Below are 16,126 nucleotides of genomic sequence, written 5' to 3'. Positions count from 1 at the left end.
CGTATGCAATTACTGGAAGTCCCTGCCAAGGAAGGCTACGTCTGGTTCCGCCAGGGCATCTGGCTGTTCCGCAAGAACCCGCTGACCTTCCTGATGCTGCTGTTCGTCTACCTGATCGCCGCGCAGCTCGCCATCGTGGTGCCGCTGATCGGCATCATTGCGCTGCTGGTGGTCACGCCCGGCCTGTCGGTCGGCGTGATGACCGCCTGCCGCGACGTGATCCAGAACAAGCGCGTGCTGCCCACCGTGCTGCTGGCGGGCTTTCGCGCCAACGGCAAGGAAGCCACGCGCAGCCTGCTGGTGCTGGGCGGCATCTACGCCGGGCTGGTGTTCGTGCTGGGCCTGATCGCGGGCTCGGTGGTGGACATGAGCGCACTGGTGCCGATCGTGCTGAAGGAAGAGGCGCCGTCGGCCGAGGCCGTGCGCCAGCTCTACTACGCGATGATGATCGGCGCGCTGCTGTACACGCCGATCGCGATGATGTTCTGGTTCGCGCCGCTGCTGGCCGCCTGGCACGGCGTGCCGCCGGTCAAGGCGCTGTTCTTCAGCTGGACCGCGTGCTGGCGCAACCGCGGGGCGTTCTTCACCTATATCGTGCTGTTCGCGATGCTGCTGGTGGCGATTCCGTTCATGCTGGAGGCGGTGTTCAGCGTCTTCGGCGCGGAGGCGGTGCTGTCGTTCCTGGTTACGCCTTATTCGCTGCTGATGCTGGCGATTTTGTATTGCTCGTTTTATGCGACGTACCGGGGTTGTTTCAATGTGACGCCGCCGGGGGTGGAGCCTGCGGCGCCGATGGCGCCGGGGGTCTGAGTCCTGCCGCACCCGCCGCCGCGGACGAGGAGAGCGGTTTTGGGTGCGCCCAAGCCGCCGAACTAGCCTGAGCAAGGTGTTCTCCCTCTCCCCTCAGGGACCTCAGGGGGAGAGGGTTGGGGTGAGGGGTGGGCTAGCTAGGAGCCACATCAAGCGGGGCCTGCGGTTTTAACCCATGGGCGTCAGCCTTTGACGCTCCTGCCCTCTCCCCCGGCCCCTCTCCCGCAAGCGGGAGAGGGGAGCTTGCTGCCAGCGTCGTCGCAAGCAACGCCCCTCACCCCTCAATCAATCGCATCCAGCTTCGCCACCGACAGCGCCAGCCACTTGGCTCCATGGCGCTTGAAGTTGATATTGGCGCGCGCATCCGTGCCATCGCCCTCCAGCGCGGTGATCACGCCTTCGCCGAACTTGTTGTGGAACACCGACTGGCCCACGCGGAAACCGGTGCCGGCCTCGCGCTTGGCATCCGCGTAGCCATTGCCGTTGTCCATGCCGCCGGTCGGGCGCGTGCCGGTGTAGGGCACGTCTTCGGGCTTGCGGAACCAGTCCTTGCCCCATGCGCTGTCCCGTTCCTGCCTGCGCACGCCGCCGTAGCTTTGCGCCGGCGGCGTCAGCCACTTCAGCGATGCTTCCGGCAGTTCCTCGAAGAAGCGCGAGCGCACGTGGTAGCGCGTCTGGCCGTGCAGCACGCGGCTTTGCGCGAACGACAGGAACAGCCGCGCGCGCGCACGCGTGATCGCCACGTACATCAGCCGCCGTTCCTCTTCCAGGCCATCGGGATCCATCATGCTGTTCTCATGCGGGAACAGCCCCTCCTCCAGCCCGGTGATAAAGACCACGTCGAACTCCAGCCCCTTGGCGGCGTGCACGGTCATCATCTGCACCGCGTCCTGGCCGGCCTGGGCCTGGTTGTCGCCCGCTTCCAGCGAGGCATGGGTCAGGAACGCGACCAGCGGCGTCATCACCACCGGCAGCGCCTCGGGGTCCAGCACCTGCTGCGCCTGGTCGCCGTCGGCTAGCGCGGGCATGGCCGCAGAGCGATCGACCGGGATCACCGCGGCCAGCGCTTCCAGCCCGTATCCCTCTTCGACCACGAAGGCCTGTGCGGCAGTGACCAGTTCCTGCAAGTTCTCGATGCGGTCCTGTCCTTCCTTCTCGCCCTGATAGTAGGTGATCAGGCCGCTGGTGTTGATCACGTACTCGACGGTCTCGGCAAGCGTCATGCGCCGGGTATCGTCGCGCATTGTTTCGATCAGCCGCGTGAACGCCGCCAGCTTGCTGCCGGCCGCGCCGGGCACGTAGGCCACCGCCTCTGCCAGCGAGCAGTCATACTGGCGCGCCATGTCCTGCAGCACTTCGAGCGAGCGCGCGCCGATGCCGCGCGCCGGGAAGTTGACCACGCGGCCGAAGGCGGCATCGTTGCGCGGGTTCTCCAGCAACTGCATATAGGCCAGCGCGTGCTTGATTTCGGCGCGCTCGAAGAAGCGCAGGCCGCCATAGACGCGGTACGGGATGCCGGCCGAGAACAACGCGTGCTCGATCACGCGCGACTGCGCGTTGCTGCGGTACAGGATGGCGATCTCGGCGCGGCTCGCGCCCTGCGCGATCTGGTCGCGGATCTCCTCGATGATCCAGGCGGCCTCCTGCTGGTCGGAGCCACCCTGGAACACGCGTACCGGTTCGCCGTGGCCGGCGTCGGTGCGCAGGTTCTTGCCCAGGCGGCGCGCGTTGTGCGCGATCAGGTGGTTGGCCGAATCCAGGATATGCCCGTGCGAGCGGTAGTTCTGCTCCAGCTTGATCATCCGGCGCACGCGGAACTCATGCTCGAAGTCGCGCATATTGCCGACGTTGGCGCCGCGGAAGGCGTAGATGCTCTGGTCGTCGTCGCCGACCGCAAAGACCGCGGCCGGGTTCTGCGTGCCGTAGCCGGCCAGCAGCTTGAGCCACTGGTACTGCAGCACGTTGGTGTCCTGGAACTCGTCGACCAGCACATGGCGGAAGCGGTGCTGGTAGTGCTGGCGGATGGCGTCGTTGTAGCGCAGCAGCTCGTAGCAGCGCAGCAGCAGCTCGGCGAAGTCGACCACGCCTTCGCGCTGGCATTGCATGTCGTAGGCGGCGTAGAGGTCGACGAAGCGCTTGTTGAAGTCGTCGTTGGCCTCGACGTCGGCGGGGCGCAGGCCCTGCTCCTTGGCGTTGTTGATGAAGTACTGCAGGTTCTTGGGCGGGTACTTCTCGTCATCAACGTTGAGCGACTTCAGCAACCGCTTGATCGCCGAGAGCTGGTCCTGGCTGTCGAGAATGGCAAAAGTCTGCGGCAGGCCGGCGTCGCGGAAATGCGCGCGCAGCATGCGGTTGCACAGGCCGTGGAAGGTGCCGATCCACATGCCGCGCGTGTTGATCGGCAGCATCGCCGACAAGCGCGTCTGCATCTCTTTGGCGGCCTTGTTGGTAAAGGTCACCGCCAGGATGCCGGCCGGCGACACGTGCCCGTTCTGGATCAGCCACGCGATCCGCGTGGTCAGCACGCGGGTCTTGCCGCTGCCCGCGCCCGCCAGGATCAGCGCCGGTTCGTCAGGCAGGGTAACGGCGGCTAGTTGTTCGGCGTTCAGGTTGGCAAGCAGGTCGGACATCGGAGAGGCCTTGTGGAATGGCGTCGATTATACCGGTCGGCCCCTGTCCGATCCGTCACTTCCGGATGTCCGAAAACAGCCCGGCCCGCCCCCGCAAACCGGCGCCCAAACTGGCGCCGCCAAGGCTTAGCCGGCGATCCCCTCGTCCCCGGAATAGGCAGCGGCCGGCGCGCCCCCGTATAATTTGGCGTTTCACTGGCGCAATGCCGGCCCCAGCGGCCGCCGCAGGCCGCCAGGCGCAGGCGCCGCACCGCCCTGCGACGCAACAGACGCCAACCTCGACATCCCAGCATGACCGCCCAAGACCAATCGCTTGCCAAGAGCTTCGAACCCGCCGCCATCGAGGCGAAATGGGGCCCCGAGTGGGAGAAGCGAGGCATTGCCAAGCCGACCTTCGACCCTGCCCGCCCGGACTTTGCGATCCAGCTGCCGCCGCCCAATGTGACCGGCACGCTGCACATGGGCCACGCCTTCAACCAGACCATCATGGATGGCCTGGCGCGCCACGCGCGCATGTCTGGTGCCAATACGCTGTGGGTGCCGGGCACCGACCACGCCGGCATTGCCACGCAGATCGTGGTCGAGCGCCAGCTCGAATCGCAGGGCGTGTCGCGCCATGACCTGGGCCGCGAGAAGTTCACCGAGAAGGTGTGGGCGTGGAAGGAAGAATCGGGCTCGACCATCACCCGCCAGGTGCGGCGCATGGGCGCGTCGATCGACTGGAGCCGCGAATATTTCACGATGTCGCCGGAGATGTCGAGGGCGGTCACCGACGTCTTCGTGCGGCTGTACGAGCAGGGGCTGATCTACCGCGGCAAGCGGCTGGTCAACTGGGATCCGGTGCTGGGCACCGCCGTGTCGGACCTGGAAGTCGACAGCGTCGAGGAAGAGGGCTCGCTGTGGCATATCCACTATCCGCTGGTCGAGGCTGACGCCAGGGGTGGCCTGACCCACCTGACCGTGGCCACCACGCGCCCGGAAACCATGCTGGGCGACGTCGCCGTGATGGTCCATCCGGAAGACGAGCGCTACGCGCACCTGATCGGCAAGTTCGTGCACCTGCCGCTGACCGGCCGCCAGATCCCGGTGATCGCCGACGAGTACGTCGACCGCGAGTTCGGCACCGGCGTGGTCAAGGTGACCCCGGGCCATGACTTCAACGACTACGCCGTCGGCCAGCGCCATAACCTGCCGCAACTGTCGATCCTGACGCTGGATGCGAAGATCGTCGCCGATGCGCCCGCCGCCTATGCCGGCATGGACCGCTTCGAAGCGCGCAAGGCCATCGTCGACGACCTCGACAAGCAGGGCCTGCTGGCCGAAGTCAAGAAGCACAAGCTGATGACGCCGCGCAGCGAGCGCACCGGCAGCGCGATCGAGCCGATGCTGACCGACCAGTGGTTCGTGGCAATGAGCAAGCCGGCGCCGGAAGGCACCTTCTACCCCGGCCGCTCGATCGCCGAGGTGGCGCTCGAAGCCGTGCAGAGCGGCGAGATCAAGGTGGTGCCGGAGAACTGGATCAGTACCTACAACCAGTGGCTGGGCAATATCCAGGACTGGTGTATTTCCCGTCAGCTCTGGTGGGGCCACCAGATCCCGGCGTGGTACGACGATGCCGGCAACTGCTTCGTCGCCCTTACCGAGGAAGAGGCCGTCGCCAAGGCGCGCGCAGCCGGCAGCACCGGCGCGCTGCGCCGCGAGGAAGACGTGCTCGACACCTGGTTCTCGTCGGCACTGGTGCCGTTCTCCTCGCTGGGCTGGCCCGAGGAAACGCCCGAGCTGCAGCACTTCCTGCCGTCGTCGGTGCTGGTCACCGGCTACGACATCATCTTCTTCTGGGTGGCGCGCATGGTCATGATGACCAAGCACTTCACCGGCAAGGTGCCCTTCCATACCGTCTACGTGCACGGGCTGGTGCGCGATTCGGAAGGCAAGAAGATGAGCAAGTCCGAGGGCAACACGCTCGACCCGGTGGACCTGATCGACGGCATCGACCTCGACACGCTGCTGAAGAAGCGCACCACCGGCCTGCGCCGTCCCAAGGACGCGCCCAAGATCGAGAAGAAGACGAAGAAGGAATTCCCCGAGGGCATTCCCGCGTTTGGCGCCGATGCGCTGCGCTTTACCTTCGCCTCGCTGGCCACGCTTGGCCGCAATATCAACTTCGACACCGGCCGCTGCGAGGGCTACCGCAACTTCTGCAACAAGCTGTGGAACGCGACCCGCTTCGTGCTGATGAACACCGAGGGCCATGACTGCGGCATGGGCCCGTGCAACAACGACTGCGGTCCGGACGGCTACCTGGATTTCTCGCAGGCCGACCGCTGGATCGTGTCGCTGCTGCAGCGCGTGGAGGCCGAGGTCGAGAAGGGCTTCGCCGAATACCGCTTCGACAATATCGCCAACGCGATCTACAAGTTCGTCTGGGACGAGTACTGCGACTGGTACCTGGAACTGGCCAAGGTGCAGATCCAGAACGGCACCGCAGCCCAGCAGCGCGCCACCCGCCGCACGCTGCTGCGCGTGCTGGAGACCGTGCTGCGCCTGGCGCATCCGATCATCCCGTTCATCACCGAGGAGCTGTGGCAGAAGGTGGCCCCGCTGGCCGGCCGCGCCAAGGGCGACGGCTCGGAGACCATCGCGCTGCAACCCTACCCGCTGCCGGCCGTCGCCAAGATCGACGAGGCAGCCGAGCAATGGGTCGCACGGCTGAAGGAAGTGATCGATGCCTGCCGCAACCTGCGTGGCGAAATGAACATCTCGCCGGCGCAGCGCATCCCCCTCTATGCCGAGGGCGACAGCGCCTTCCTGAAGGCGGCCAGCGCACATATCCAGGCCCTGGCGAAACTTTCCGAGGTTCGGGTCTTCGAAGATGAATCCGCCCTGCAGGCAGAAGGCGCCGGTGCGCCGGTCGCCATTGCCGGGGGCAACCACCTGTTGCTGAAGATCGAGATCGACGTTGCCGCCGAACGCGCGCGCCTGTCGAAGGAAGTCGAGCGCATCGGTGGAGAAATCGGCAAGTGCCGCGCCAAGCTCTCCAACGAGAGCTTTGTCGCCAAGGCGCCGCCCGCCGTGGTGGCGCAGGAGACGCAGCGCCTGGCCGATTTCGAGCAGACACTGGCCAAGCTGCAGGGCCAGTTACAGCGGCTGCCGGCCTGACGGGCAGCCGTGACGCACCTGCCAGTCCGGGGCTCCGTTACCGGATCGTCGGACGGAGCCGGACAGACGGCGCCGGAATTGGCTGGCAGGGTTATGAACCAGAATCCGAGAGGTACACAAGATATGGAAAATCGCGTCACCAAGGCCGTCTTCCCGGTCGCGGGCCTGGGCACCCGCTTCCTGCCAGCCACCAAGGCCAGCCCGAAGGAAATGCTGCCAGTGGTCGACAAGCCGCTGATCCAGTACGCCGTGGAAGAAGCCATGGCGGCCGGCATTACCGAGATGATCTTCGTCACGGGCCGTTCCAAGCGCGCGATCGAGGACCATTTCGACAAGGCCTACGAACTGGAAGTGGAGCTCGAGGCCAAGAACAAGCAGGCGCTACTGGATGTGGTGCGCTCGATCAAGCCCGCCAATGTCGAGTGCTACTACGTGCGCCAGCCCGAGGCGCTGGGCCTGGGCCACGCGGTGCTGTGCGCCGCCAAGCTGGTCGGCGACACCCCGTTCGCGATCATGCTGGCCGATGACCTGATCGACGGCAACCCGCCGGTGATGAAGCAGATGGTGGATACCTACAACCACTACAACTGCTCGGTGCTGGGCGTCGAGGAAATCACGCCGGAGCAGAGCCGTTCCTACGGGGTGATCGAGGGCCGCGAGTGGGAACCGGGCGTGATCAAGGTGTCGAACATCGTCGAGAAGCCGGCGCCGGAAGACGCGCCGTCCAACCTCGGCGTGGTCGGCCGCTACATCCTGACGCCGCGCATCTTCGACCACCTGCGCGAACTGAAGCCGGGTGCCGGCGGCGAGTTCCAGCTGACCGACGGGATCCAGTCCCTGCTAAGCCAGGAGCAGGTGCTGGCCTATCGCTACGAGGGCCGCCGCTATGACTGCGGCAGCAAGCTGGGCTACCTGAAGGCGACCGTGGAGTTCGCGCTCAAGCACCCGGAAGTGCGCGACGAGTTCAGCGCCTACCTGGAATCGCGCGAGCATCTGACGCGGCCTAACAGCTAAGCGCCCCGCTTCGCGCAGCCAGAGAAAAAGCCGCTTTCGAGCGGCTTTTTCTTCGTTCGCGATTGCCGCTGATCAGCGGCGGCGCATATAGAACACAAACACCTTGTCCACTTCCGAGTGCGAAATCAGCTCATTGCCGGTCTGCTTGGCAAAGGCCTGGAAATCGCGCGTCGCGCCGGGGTCGGTTGCCAGCACTTTGAGCACGTCGCCGCTGGCCATGTCGGCCAGCGCCTTCTTGGTGCGCAGGATCGGCAGCGGGCAGTTCAGGCCGCGCGCATCCACTTCTTTCTGGAACTCCATTCGTCTCTTCCTTCGATTCTGGGCTATGAGGCTGGCTTTCGGACCGGCCTTACCACCGGTATTGTAGCGAAGCGCCGACCTGGCTGAAGTCGTGCGGGCGGCGCGGGTCGGGGATGTCCTCGCCGGTCTGGCGATCGAAAAAGCGCACCGGGTAGCCGCGCGCGGCCAGCCAGTCGGCCACCGCGAAGCCGGTGCCGGCCGACCACACGCGCACATCCTCCGGCGCCACCAGCTTGTACTCGGCCAGTTCCTCGGACAGCGCGACGGTGCCGGTCGCCTTGACGTGGTAGGCGATGATCAGCTCGTTCTTGCGCATGAACTCGTAGACGCCGATCAGCGCGACCGACTCGGTATCGAGGTTGGTTTCCTCCTTCAGCTCGCGCGCCACGCCCAGCTCGGGCGGCTCGTCGCGCTCCAGGAAGCCCGTCACCAGCGCGAACATCTTCTCCGGCCACGCGGCATTGCGCGCCAGCAACAGCTTGTCCTGGTATTCCACCACCGCCGCCAGTACCGGCAGCGGGTTGTTCCAGTGCACGAAGCCGCATTCCTGCTGCACGCAGGCGTGGCGTTCGCGACCGGACAACGGCAGCACCTCCAGCGGCGCGCCGCACTGCGGGCAGAATCGGTATTGCATATGGGGGCTCCTGAAGGGGTCTCGTTATCAGTGTGGCACTGGCCTATACGCTGCAGGCCGCGCGCATGTCGGCGGCCAGCGCCTCCACCGTCTGCGGCTGCAGGTCCCACGAACACATGAAGCGGCAGCCGCCGGCGCCGATAAAAGTGTAGAAGCGCCACCCCTTCGCGCGCAGCGCCTCGATCGCCGGCAGCGGCAGCTCGGCAAAGACGGCGTTGGACTGCGTCGGGAACATGATGCGTACGCCCGGGATATCGGCGATGCGCTGCTGCAGCAGCTGCGCCATCGCGTTGGCATGGCGCGCGTTGGCGAGCCACACGTCGTTCTCGAGCAAACCCAGCCACGGCGCCGAGATAAAGCGCATCTTCGACGCTAGCTGCCCGGCCTGCTTGACGCGATAGGCAAAGTCCTCGGCCAGGCGGCGGTCGAAGAACACCACCGCCTCACCCACCGGCAGCCCGTTCTTGGTGCCGCCGAAGCACAGCACATCGACACCCGCACGCCAGGTGATTTCGGACGGATGCACGCCCAGCGTCGCCACGGCATTGGCAAAGCGCGCGCCGTCCATATGCACGCGCAACTGCCGGCGCTTGGCAATGGCGGCGATGGCGCGCACCTCTTCCACCGTATAGACGGTGCCGACTTCGGTCGACTGCGTCAGCGATACCACCTTGGGCTTGGGATAGTGGATATCGGAGCGGCGCGTCACCAGCGCCTCGACCGCATCGGGCGTCAGCTTGCCGCCGGCGCCCGGCGCGGTCAGCAGCTTGGAGCCGTTGGAGAAAAATTCCGGACCGCCGCACTCGTCGGTCTCGATATGCGCCAGCTCGTGGCAGATCACCGAGTGGTACGACTGGCACAACGCCGACAGCGCCAGCGAATTGGCCGCCGTGCCGTTGAACACGAAGAACACTTCGCAGTCGGTCTGGAACAGGTCGCGGATGCGGTCGCAGACCTTCTGCGTCCAGGTGTCGTCGCCATAGGCCTGCTCGTGGCCGCTGGCGTTGGCTTCCAGGAAATACTTGAGCGATTCCGGGCAGAAGCCGGCGTAGTTGTCGGAGGCGAAGTGCTGCATGGTCTGGTGCAGTGCGGTCCCGGATGCTACTTCTTGTCGGCCCACAGTTCGCCGCCGGTGGCCCAGTTCTCGCGCTTGATGTCGGTGATGATGATGTCTACGGCAGACGCCGAGCAGCCCAGCGTTTCGCAGGTGACGCGCGTCACTTCCTCGACGAACTTGCGCTTCTGCTCGATGGTACGGCCTTCAAACATTTCGACGTGGAAAGTCGGCATGCAATGCTCCTGTGCGTGGATGTTGTTGTCGGGACATCAGTCCCGGTACGAGGGGTCGATTCTATCCAGTTTGCGCAGCAACGCGGGCCACTCCATCTCGCCCTCTACCGCGCCGTTGTCGTAGAGCTGTTCCGACGTCTTGTGCGCGATCGCCGCCTCGGGCTGCACCAGCGCGCCGCCGGCCTGCGCCGCGATCTGGATCTCGCACGCCTTGATCAGCGTCGCCATCAGCACATAGGCCTCGGCCACGGTGCGGCCCACCGTCAGCGTGCCGTGGTTGCGCAACAGCATGGCCGGATGCTCGCCCAGCGACGCGGTCAGGCGCGTGCCTTCGGCCGGCGTAAAGGCGAGCCCTTCGTAGTCGTGATAAGCGATGCGGCCGTAAAAGCGCAGCGCGTGCTGCGACAGCGGCAACAGCCCGGCGGCCTGCGCCGAGACCGCGATGCCGGCGGTGTTATGCAGGTGCATCACGCACATCGCATCGGGCCGTGCCGCATGCACGGCGGCGTGCAGCGCGAAACCGGTCACATTGACCGGATGCACCGTTGCGCCGACGACCTCGCCGCGGCCGTTGATCTTGACCAGGTCCGACGCGCGGATCTCGTCGAAGGCAAAACCGAAGGGATTGATCAGGAAGTGGTCGGGCTCGCCCGGCACCGTGGCCGAGATATGGGTGTAGATCAGGTCATCCCAGCCCTCGCGCGCGGCCAGGCGGTAGGCCGCGGCAAGGTCGACGCGCACGCGCTGTTCCTCGGCTGAAATGGGATGGGAAGTGCCCGCGGCGCGCGCGGGCTGCAAGGCAAAAGACATGGGGTCGCTCCTGCGCCGCCCGGTCTCGCGTGCCGGGTACGGCCCCGGCCTTCTGTGCCGCGCCACTGCTGCAAGGATCGCAAAGCGTGGCGCGTCAGGCGGCAAAGCCGATACTGTAGCGCAACCGCCGCGCTCAGCTCCGGGGCGGCTGCGGCGGCCACGCGCGCCGCATCCAGGCAAACACCAGCGCCCCCAGCAGCAGCGCTGCCGCCGCGCACGCCAGCGAACTGGCGAAGCCGCCGGTACGCGCCACCAGCGCGGTCGCCAGCGGCGGTCCGGCAATCTGGCCAAGGCCGTAGGACGCCGTCATCAGCCCCATCAGCCGCGGCGCATGCGGGCCCCACAGCCGGCGCGCCTCGCGCATCGCGAACGCCACCAGCGCGGTGAACGGCAGCCCCGCCAGCAGGCTGCTGAGCGCAAAGCCCGCCACGGTCGGCCATACCACCGCGATCGCCACGCCCAGCGCCTGCATGCCGTAGGAAAGTGCCAGCAGGGTGCGGCTGTCGTGCGCCATGCCCACCCGCGTGGCCAGAAAGGCGCCCACCGCCACGCCCGCGCCGAAGATCGGCCAGAACAGGTCGGCCCAGATCGTGCCCGGCAGCGCCTGGCGCGCGATCACCGGCAGGAAGGTCGCGGTGATGATGTAGCCGAAGCCCGCCAGGCCGTAGGCCAGCGTCAGGGTCCAGGTCTGGATGTCGAGCCGGGCGGGATGGCTTTCTGCGGCGGCCGGTTGCTGCACGGAGGCCGGCTGGGCGGGCGCCGGTTCGGCCACGAACACGCGCCACACCGCCGCCGACAGCACCGCGGCCAGCGCCGTGAACGCCAGCCAGCCGTAGTCGGCATGCCAGCCCGCATGGACCATGCCGGAGGTGCCCAGCCCGGTCACCACGATGCCCAGCCCCGGCCCGCAGAAGATCAGCCCGCCCAGTTCCGGCTTGCCCTGCTCCGACAGCCGCTGCAGGCACCATGCCGCGGTGTAGACCATCACCACCGCGCTGACCACGCCCGCGGCGGCGCGCCACAGCGACCAGGCCGGCATGCCGCCGGGCAGGGCCATGCCGAGCGTCAGCAGCACCGTCGCCACCAGCCCCCGGCGCACCATCCGCACCGCGTCGGGGCGGATAAACATGCAGAGCGCGGCACCCGCGAAATAGCCGATGTAGTTGACCGTGGCCAGCCAGCCGCCCTGCTGCAGCGTGACGGAGCCGTCGTGCAGCATCATCGGCAGCAGCGGCGTAAAGGCGAAGCGGCCGATGCCCATCACCACCGCCAGCGACACCAGCCCGGCCAGCGCCACCGCGACGGGCCCGGCCTTGCGGGCCATGGTCCGCGCCGCCAGGCCGGTGCCGGCCGTAGCGCCGGGTTCATGATCGATGCTGTGCAGGTTGGGCATGACGCTGGCTGTGGGGGCAGCATTGCATTGCGATCCCTGTATGCTACGCTTGGCGAACCATCCCGAAAAATGAATTATCAAGATGCGATGCATCCTGATGCGAGATGGGAATCCCTTCAGGAGCCTCCGGCCATGGATCTCGCCGCACTGGAAATCTTCCGCGCCGTCGTCGAAGCCGGCGGCATTACCCGCGCCGCCGAGCGGCTGCACCGGGTGCAGTCCAATGTCACCACCCGCATCCGCCAGCTCGAGCAGTCGCTCGGCGTGGAGCTGTTCCTGCGTGACGGCCGGCGCATGGTGCTGACGCCGGCCGGACAGACGCTGTTGGATTACGCCAACCGCATTCTGCAGCTGACCGAAGAGGCGCGCCAGGCGGTGCTGCCGGCCCGTCCGCACGGACGGCTGCGCATCGCGTCGATGGAAAGCACCGCCGCCAGCCGGCTGCCCAATGTGCTGGCCGCGTATCACCAGGCCTGGCCCGAGGTGCAACTGGAACTGGTGACGCTGGCCACGCGCCAGGCGCTCGATGCGCTGGCGCGGTTCGAGGTCGACTGCGCCTTCGTGTCCGAGCCGGTGCCCGACCCGGCGCTGTCCACCATCGCCGCCTTCGAGGAAGAGCTGGTGGTGATCGCGCGCGAGCGCCATCGGCCGATCCGCACCGCGGCAGACCTGGAAGTGCCGACATTGCTGGCGTTCGAGCCCGGCTGCAACTACCGCGCGCGCGTCGAGGCCTGGTACGCCATCGGCGACGCCCCGCCGCCGCGCGTGCTGGAACTCGGCTCGTACCATGCCATCGTCGCCTGCGCGGCGGCGGGCATCGGCGCGGCCATCGTGCCGCGCTCGGTGCTGGCGCTGTACCGCGACCTGCCGGCGATCAGCCAGCACAGCCTGGGCGACGCCGGCCGGGTGCGCACCATGCTGGCCTGGCACCCGGCCATGGCCAGCGCGGCATTGCATGCGCTGGTCGACGCCCTCGCGGCGCCAGCGCCCGGCCCCGCCGGCAAGCGGGAACTGGCCGCGGCCTGAGCCAAAAGCGGGTGGCACAGCCCGTGCAACATGTGGCCGGTGGTCTACACTGGAAGTGGCGCCACCACGGCACCATGCGTGCCCCGCCTTCCCGATGAAACCTGCCACCGCGCTCCCGCGGGCCCTGCGGCTGCTGCCCGGCCACCTGCTGGCCGGACTGGTGCTGGCGTGCTGCGCCGCCGCGCTCGCCACTGTCGTCGCGACTTTGCTGGCTGCTTTCCTGGCAGCTTTCGTTGCGAGTCCCGATGCCCGGGCCGCGCCCGCCTCCGCTGCCTCGGCGCCGGCGGCCCCGGCTGCCACGGCCACCGCGCCGGTCTACGTGATCCCGCTCAAAGGGGCGGTCGCGCCGGCCAGCGCCAGCTTTATCCTGCGCAGCATGACGCGCGCCCGCGAGGCCGGCGCGCAACTGGTGGTGCTGCAGATGGACACCCCGGGCGGGCTGGATGCGTCGATGCGCGACGTCATCCAGGCGATCCTGGCCTCGCCGGTACCCGTAGCCAGCTATGTCTATCCGGGCGGCGCGCGCGCCGCCAGCGCGGGCACCTACATCCTCTACGCCAGCCATATCGCCGCGATGGCACCCGGCACCAACCTGGGTGCTGCCACCCCGGTGCAGGTCGGCATCGGCGGACCGCAGCGGCCCGACGCGGTGCCGGGCGCCAAGCCCGCTTCCGCCCCCGCCAGCGAACCGGCGGGTGCCGACGCCATGGCGCGCAAGCAGATGCACGATGCCTCGGCCTATATCCGCGGCCTGGCGCAACTGCGCGGACGCAATGCCGAATGGGCCGAGCGCGCGGTGCGCGAGTCGGTCAGCCTGTCGGCCGACGAGGCGCTGGCGCAGCGCGTGGTCGATATCGTCGCCTCGGACCTGCCGGCGCTGCTGCGCCAGATCGAGGGCCGCAAGCTCACTGCCGCCGGCGGCAAGACCACGGTGCTGCACACCGCCCATGCACCGGTGGTGGAACTGGAACCCGACTGGCGCAGCCGCTTCCTGGCCGTGATCACCGAACCGAGCGTGGCGCTGATGCTGCTGATGATCGGCATCTACGGGCTGATCTTCGAGTTCTCCACGCCCGGCATGGTGGTACCCGGCATCGCCGGCGCGATCTGCCTGCTGGTGGCGCTGTTCGCGCTGCATATGCTGCCCGTCAACTACGCCGGCCTGGCGCTGGTGGCGCTGGGCATCGGCTGCATGGTGGCGGAGCTGTTCTTGCCAACCTTCGGCGCGCTCGGGGTGGGCGGCATCATCGCCTTTGCCTTCGGCGCGGTGATGCTGATCGACACCGACGTGCCGGGCTTTGGCGTGCCGCTGCCGATGGTGGCCGCACTGTCAGCGATGTCGGGGATCTTCGTGTTCGGCATGTCGGCGGTGCTGCTGCGCTCGCGCAAGCGGCCGGTGGTCAGCGGCGCCGACACGCTGGTCGGCAGCCGCGGTGAACTGCTGGACGACCTGCGCGACGAAGGCTGGGCCATGGTGCGCGGCGAGAACTGGCGCGTGCGCAGTGCCACCCCGCTGCCGCGCGGCACGCCGGTGGTAGTCACCGCGCGGCACGGCCTGATACTCGATGTGATCGCCGCCGGCAACGGCGCGCTTGCGCCACCGACTCCACCCCAACCGACTCCAGACAAGGGAGCCTGACCATGGCATTCGGATTCAGCTTCGGCGGTTTGATCTTCCTGCTGGCACTGCTCATCATCACGTCGTTCCGCGTGCTGCGCGAATACGAACGCGGCGTGGTGTTTATGCTCGGACGGTTCTGGAAGGTCAAGGGCCCGGGCCTGGTGCTGATCATCCCGGCCGTGCAGCAGATGGTGCGGGTGGACCTGCGTACCGTGGTGATGGACGTGCCGCCGCAGGATGTGATTTCGCGCGACAACGTGTCGGTGAAGGTCAATGCGGTGGTGTATTTCCGCGTGGTCGACCCGGAGCGCGCCATCATCCAGGTGGCGAATTTTTTGGAAGCCACCAGCCAGCTTGCGCAGACCACGCTGCGGTCGGTATTGGGCAAGCACGAGCTGGATGAAATGCTGGCCGAGCGCGAGAAGCTGAATCTCGATATCCAGCAGGCGCTGGACGCGCAGACGGACGCGTGGGGCATCAAGGTGTCGAATGTCGAGATCAAGCATGTCGACCTGAACGAATCCATGATCCGCGCCATTGCGCGGCAGGCCGAAGCCGAGCGCGAGCGGCGCGCCAAGGTGATCCATGCCGAGGGCGAACTGCAGGCTTCCGTCAAGCTGCTGGAGGCCGCGCAGATGCTGGCGCGGCAGCCGCAGGCGATGCAACTGCGCTATATGCAGACGCTGACGCAGATTGCGGGGGACAAGAGTTCGACGATCGTGTTTCCGATGCCGATGGAGTTGTTGACGGTGTTGGGGGAGAAGGCGGGTGGGGGTCGGTGATCGACGGCTTTTACAGGTGGTGACATGTTGGCGTTGTTTTACCGCCGTCGTTGTCTATGATCGACGGCTCGCGCTCTTGGTGACATGTTGTCGTTGTTCTGCCGCTGTCGTTGTCTATGATCGACGGCTCGCGCTCTTGGTGACATGTTGTCGCCCGTCAACCGTTCTGTTCCGCCCTCCTGGGCGGGTCACTTTTTGTCCGAGCGACAAAAAGTAACCAAAAAGCGCGTCGCCTGAGCGGCTGGCTATCAAGTTCGCGGCGTTGGTGGTTCGAGCGGTGGTGATTTCCGTTCGATGGGTCAGCCGTTCGACCCTGCTAACGCCAGGTGAGTCAGTGACAGTGCCTGGCGAATTCCCACTTTTGGACGATCCCCAAGACGGGCGTAGGCCGCCTGCTAACCGGGGCATCGCGTCAACGCCTACGGCTGCGCTGCGCGCGGCGCATCATCTGGGGCGAGGGGCGGGGCCGGGAGTGCGTCGCTGCGCTCGCACAGCGACGACGGTCACGGGCCCAAGACCAATCGCTGGAGTAAGACGCTGCCGGTGGGTCTGCCACCATTGAACGCCGCGCGCAGCGCAGCCGAAGGCGTCTCACCAATAACCTGGTTAGCAGGTTGCCAACAGCCCAAAGTCGGGTTCGTCCAATAGTCCGTCGAC

The 16,126-nt window shown here is 67.0% G+C and carries 13 protein-coding genes; 6 read left to right on the top strand and 7 right to left on the bottom strand.

The features are described from left to right. Positions 1 to 3 precede the first annotated feature (3 nt). Positions 4 to 810, top strand: coding sequence for a BPSS1780 family membrane protein (locus tag AB1I47_RS12085; protein ID WP_354683989.1), 807 nt, complete (start codon positions 4 to 6; stop codon positions 808 to 810). 281 nt (positions 811 to 1,091) lie between these two features. Here AB1I47_RS12085 and AB1I47_RS12080 read toward each other — a convergent pair whose 3' ends face one another. Continuing rightward, entirely contained in the window at positions 1,092 to 3,440 is a 2,349-nt protein-coding gene (locus AB1I47_RS12080) for a UvrD-helicase domain-containing protein (RefSeq protein ID WP_354683988.1), read from the bottom strand. Between the two features lie 291 nt (positions 3,441 to 3,731). Here AB1I47_RS12080 and AB1I47_RS12075 point away from each other — a divergent pair, with 291 nt between their 5' ends. Both AB1I47_RS12075 and galU read left to right on the top strand, forming a co-directional pair. Next, positions 3,732 to 6,599, top strand: coding sequence for a valine--tRNA ligase (locus AB1I47_RS12075; protein ID WP_354683987.1), 2,868 nt, complete (start codon positions 3,732 to 3,734; stop codon positions 6,597 to 6,599). A 123-nt stretch (positions 6,600 to 6,722) separates the two neighbouring features. Further along, positions 6,723 to 7,613, top strand: a complete 891-nt coding sequence (galU, locus tag AB1I47_RS12070) for a UTP--glucose-1-phosphate uridylyltransferase GalU (RefSeq protein WP_354683986.1) — start codon at positions 6,723 to 6,725, stop codon at positions 7,611 to 7,613. A 72-nt stretch (positions 7,614 to 7,685) separates the two neighbouring features. Here the strand turns inward: galU and AB1I47_RS12065 are convergent, their stop codons facing one another. The 6 genes from AB1I47_RS12065 to AB1I47_RS12040 form a co-directional block, all read right to left on the bottom strand. After that, positions 7,686 to 7,913, bottom strand: coding sequence for a sulfurtransferase TusA family protein (locus AB1I47_RS12065; RefSeq protein ID WP_354683985.1), 228 nt, complete (start codon positions 7,911 to 7,913; stop codon positions 7,686 to 7,688). 49 nt (positions 7,914 to 7,962) lie between these two features. Then, positions 7,963 to 8,547 (bottom strand): NUDIX domain-containing protein, encoded by a 585-nt coding sequence (locus tag AB1I47_RS12060; RefSeq protein WP_354683984.1) that lies wholly within the window; start codon positions 8,545 to 8,547, stop codon positions 7,963 to 7,965. A 43-nt stretch (positions 8,548 to 8,590) separates the two neighbouring features. Then, positions 8,591 to 9,622, bottom strand: a complete 1,032-nt coding sequence (locus AB1I47_RS12055) for a threonine aldolase family protein (RefSeq protein WP_354683983.1) — start codon at positions 9,620 to 9,622, stop codon at positions 8,591 to 8,593. Between the two features lie 26 nt (positions 9,623 to 9,648). Further along, on the bottom strand, positions 9,649 to 9,837 hold the full coding sequence (locus AB1I47_RS12050; protein ID WP_354683982.1) for a 4-oxalocrotonate tautomerase: 189 nt from the start codon (positions 9,835 to 9,837) through the stop codon (positions 9,649 to 9,651). A gap of 36 nt (positions 9,838 to 9,873) precedes the next feature. Next, positions 9,874 to 10,647 carry a class II aldolase/adducin family protein gene (locus AB1I47_RS12045; RefSeq protein ID WP_354683981.1) on the bottom strand — a complete coding sequence of 258 codons (774 nt, stop codon included), beginning with the start codon at positions 10,645 to 10,647 and terminating at the stop codon, positions 9,874 to 9,876. A 133-nt stretch (positions 10,648 to 10,780) separates the two neighbouring features. Further along, the gene (locus AB1I47_RS12040) at positions 10,781 to 12,040 is read right to left on the bottom strand and encodes a YbfB/YjiJ family MFS transporter (RefSeq protein ID WP_354683980.1); all 1,260 of its coding nucleotides are present in this window, start codon (positions 12,038 to 12,040) and stop codon (positions 10,781 to 10,783) included. A gap of 132 nt (positions 12,041 to 12,172) precedes the next feature. Between AB1I47_RS12040 and AB1I47_RS12035 the strand changes: the two genes are divergently transcribed. From AB1I47_RS12035 to AB1I47_RS12025, 3 genes are all read left to right on the top strand, one after another. After that, positions 12,173 to 13,066, top strand: coding sequence for a LysR family transcriptional regulator (locus tag AB1I47_RS12035; RefSeq protein WP_354683979.1), 894 nt, complete (start codon positions 12,173 to 12,175; stop codon positions 13,064 to 13,066). A gap of 94 nt (positions 13,067 to 13,160) precedes the next feature. Next, entirely contained in the window at positions 13,161 to 14,705 is a 1,545-nt protein-coding gene (locus AB1I47_RS12030) for an NfeD family protein (protein WP_354683978.1), read from the top strand. Positions 14,706 to 14,707: 2 nt separating this feature from the next. Beyond that, positions 14,708 to 15,469, top strand: a complete 762-nt coding sequence (locus AB1I47_RS12025) for a slipin family protein (protein ID WP_354683977.1) — start codon at positions 14,708 to 14,710, stop codon at positions 15,467 to 15,469. The last annotated feature ends 657 nt before the right edge of the window (positions 15,470 to 16,126 follow it).

It is taken from the genome of Cupriavidus necator, assembly GCF_040578825.1.
In the GTDB taxonomy this organism is placed as follows: Bacteria; Pseudomonadota; Gammaproteobacteria; order Burkholderiales; family Burkholderiaceae; genus Cupriavidus; species Cupriavidus necator_E.
This window is presented reverse-complemented; position numbering and strand designations above follow the sequence as displayed.

Bases quoted from the DNA above. Each gene is read 5' to 3' on its own strand.
- AB1I47_RS12085 (WP_354683989.1), top strand. From the start codon at position 4: ATGCAATTACTGGAAGTCCCTGCCAAGGAAGGCTACGTCTGGTTCCGC.
- AB1I47_RS12080 (WP_354683988.1), bottom strand. From the start codon at position 3,440: ATGTCCGACCTGCTTGCCAACCTGAACGCCGAACAACTAGCCGCCGTT.
- AB1I47_RS12075 (WP_354683987.1), top strand. From the start codon at position 3,732: ATGACCGCCCAAGACCAATCGCTTGCCAAGAGCTTCGAACCCGCCGCC.
- galU (WP_354683986.1), top strand. From the start codon at position 6,723: ATGGAAAATCGCGTCACCAAGGCCGTCTTCCCGGTCGCGGGCCTGGGC.
- AB1I47_RS12065 (WP_354683985.1), bottom strand. From the start codon at position 7,913: ATGGAGTTCCAGAAAGAAGTGGATGCGCGCGGCCTGAACTGCCCGCTG.
- AB1I47_RS12060 (WP_354683984.1), bottom strand. From the start codon at position 8,547: ATGCAATACCGATTCTGCCCGCAGTGCGGCGCGCCGCTGGAGGTGCTG.
- AB1I47_RS12055 (WP_354683983.1), bottom strand. From the start codon at position 9,622: ATGCAGCACTTCGCCTCCGACAACTACGCCGGCTTCTGCCCGGAATCG.
- AB1I47_RS12050 (WP_354683982.1), bottom strand. From the start codon at position 9,837: ATGCCGACTTTCCACGTCGAAATGTTTGAAGGCCGTACCATCGAGCAG.
- AB1I47_RS12045 (WP_354683981.1), bottom strand. From the start codon at position 10,647: ATGTCTTTTGCCTTGCAGCCCGCGCGCGCCGCGGGCACTTCCCATCCC.
- AB1I47_RS12040 (WP_354683980.1), bottom strand. From the start codon at position 12,040: ATGCCCAACCTGCACAGCATCGATCATGAACCCGGCGCTACGGCCGGC.
- AB1I47_RS12035 (WP_354683979.1), top strand. From the start codon at position 12,173: ATGGATCTCGCCGCACTGGAAATCTTCCGCGCCGTCGTCGAAGCCGGC.
- AB1I47_RS12030 (WP_354683978.1), top strand. From the start codon at position 13,161: ATGAAACCTGCCACCGCGCTCCCGCGGGCCCTGCGGCTGCTGCCCGGC.
- AB1I47_RS12025 (WP_354683977.1), top strand. From the start codon at position 14,708: ATGGCATTCGGATTCAGCTTCGGCGGTTTGATCTTCCTGCTGGCACTG.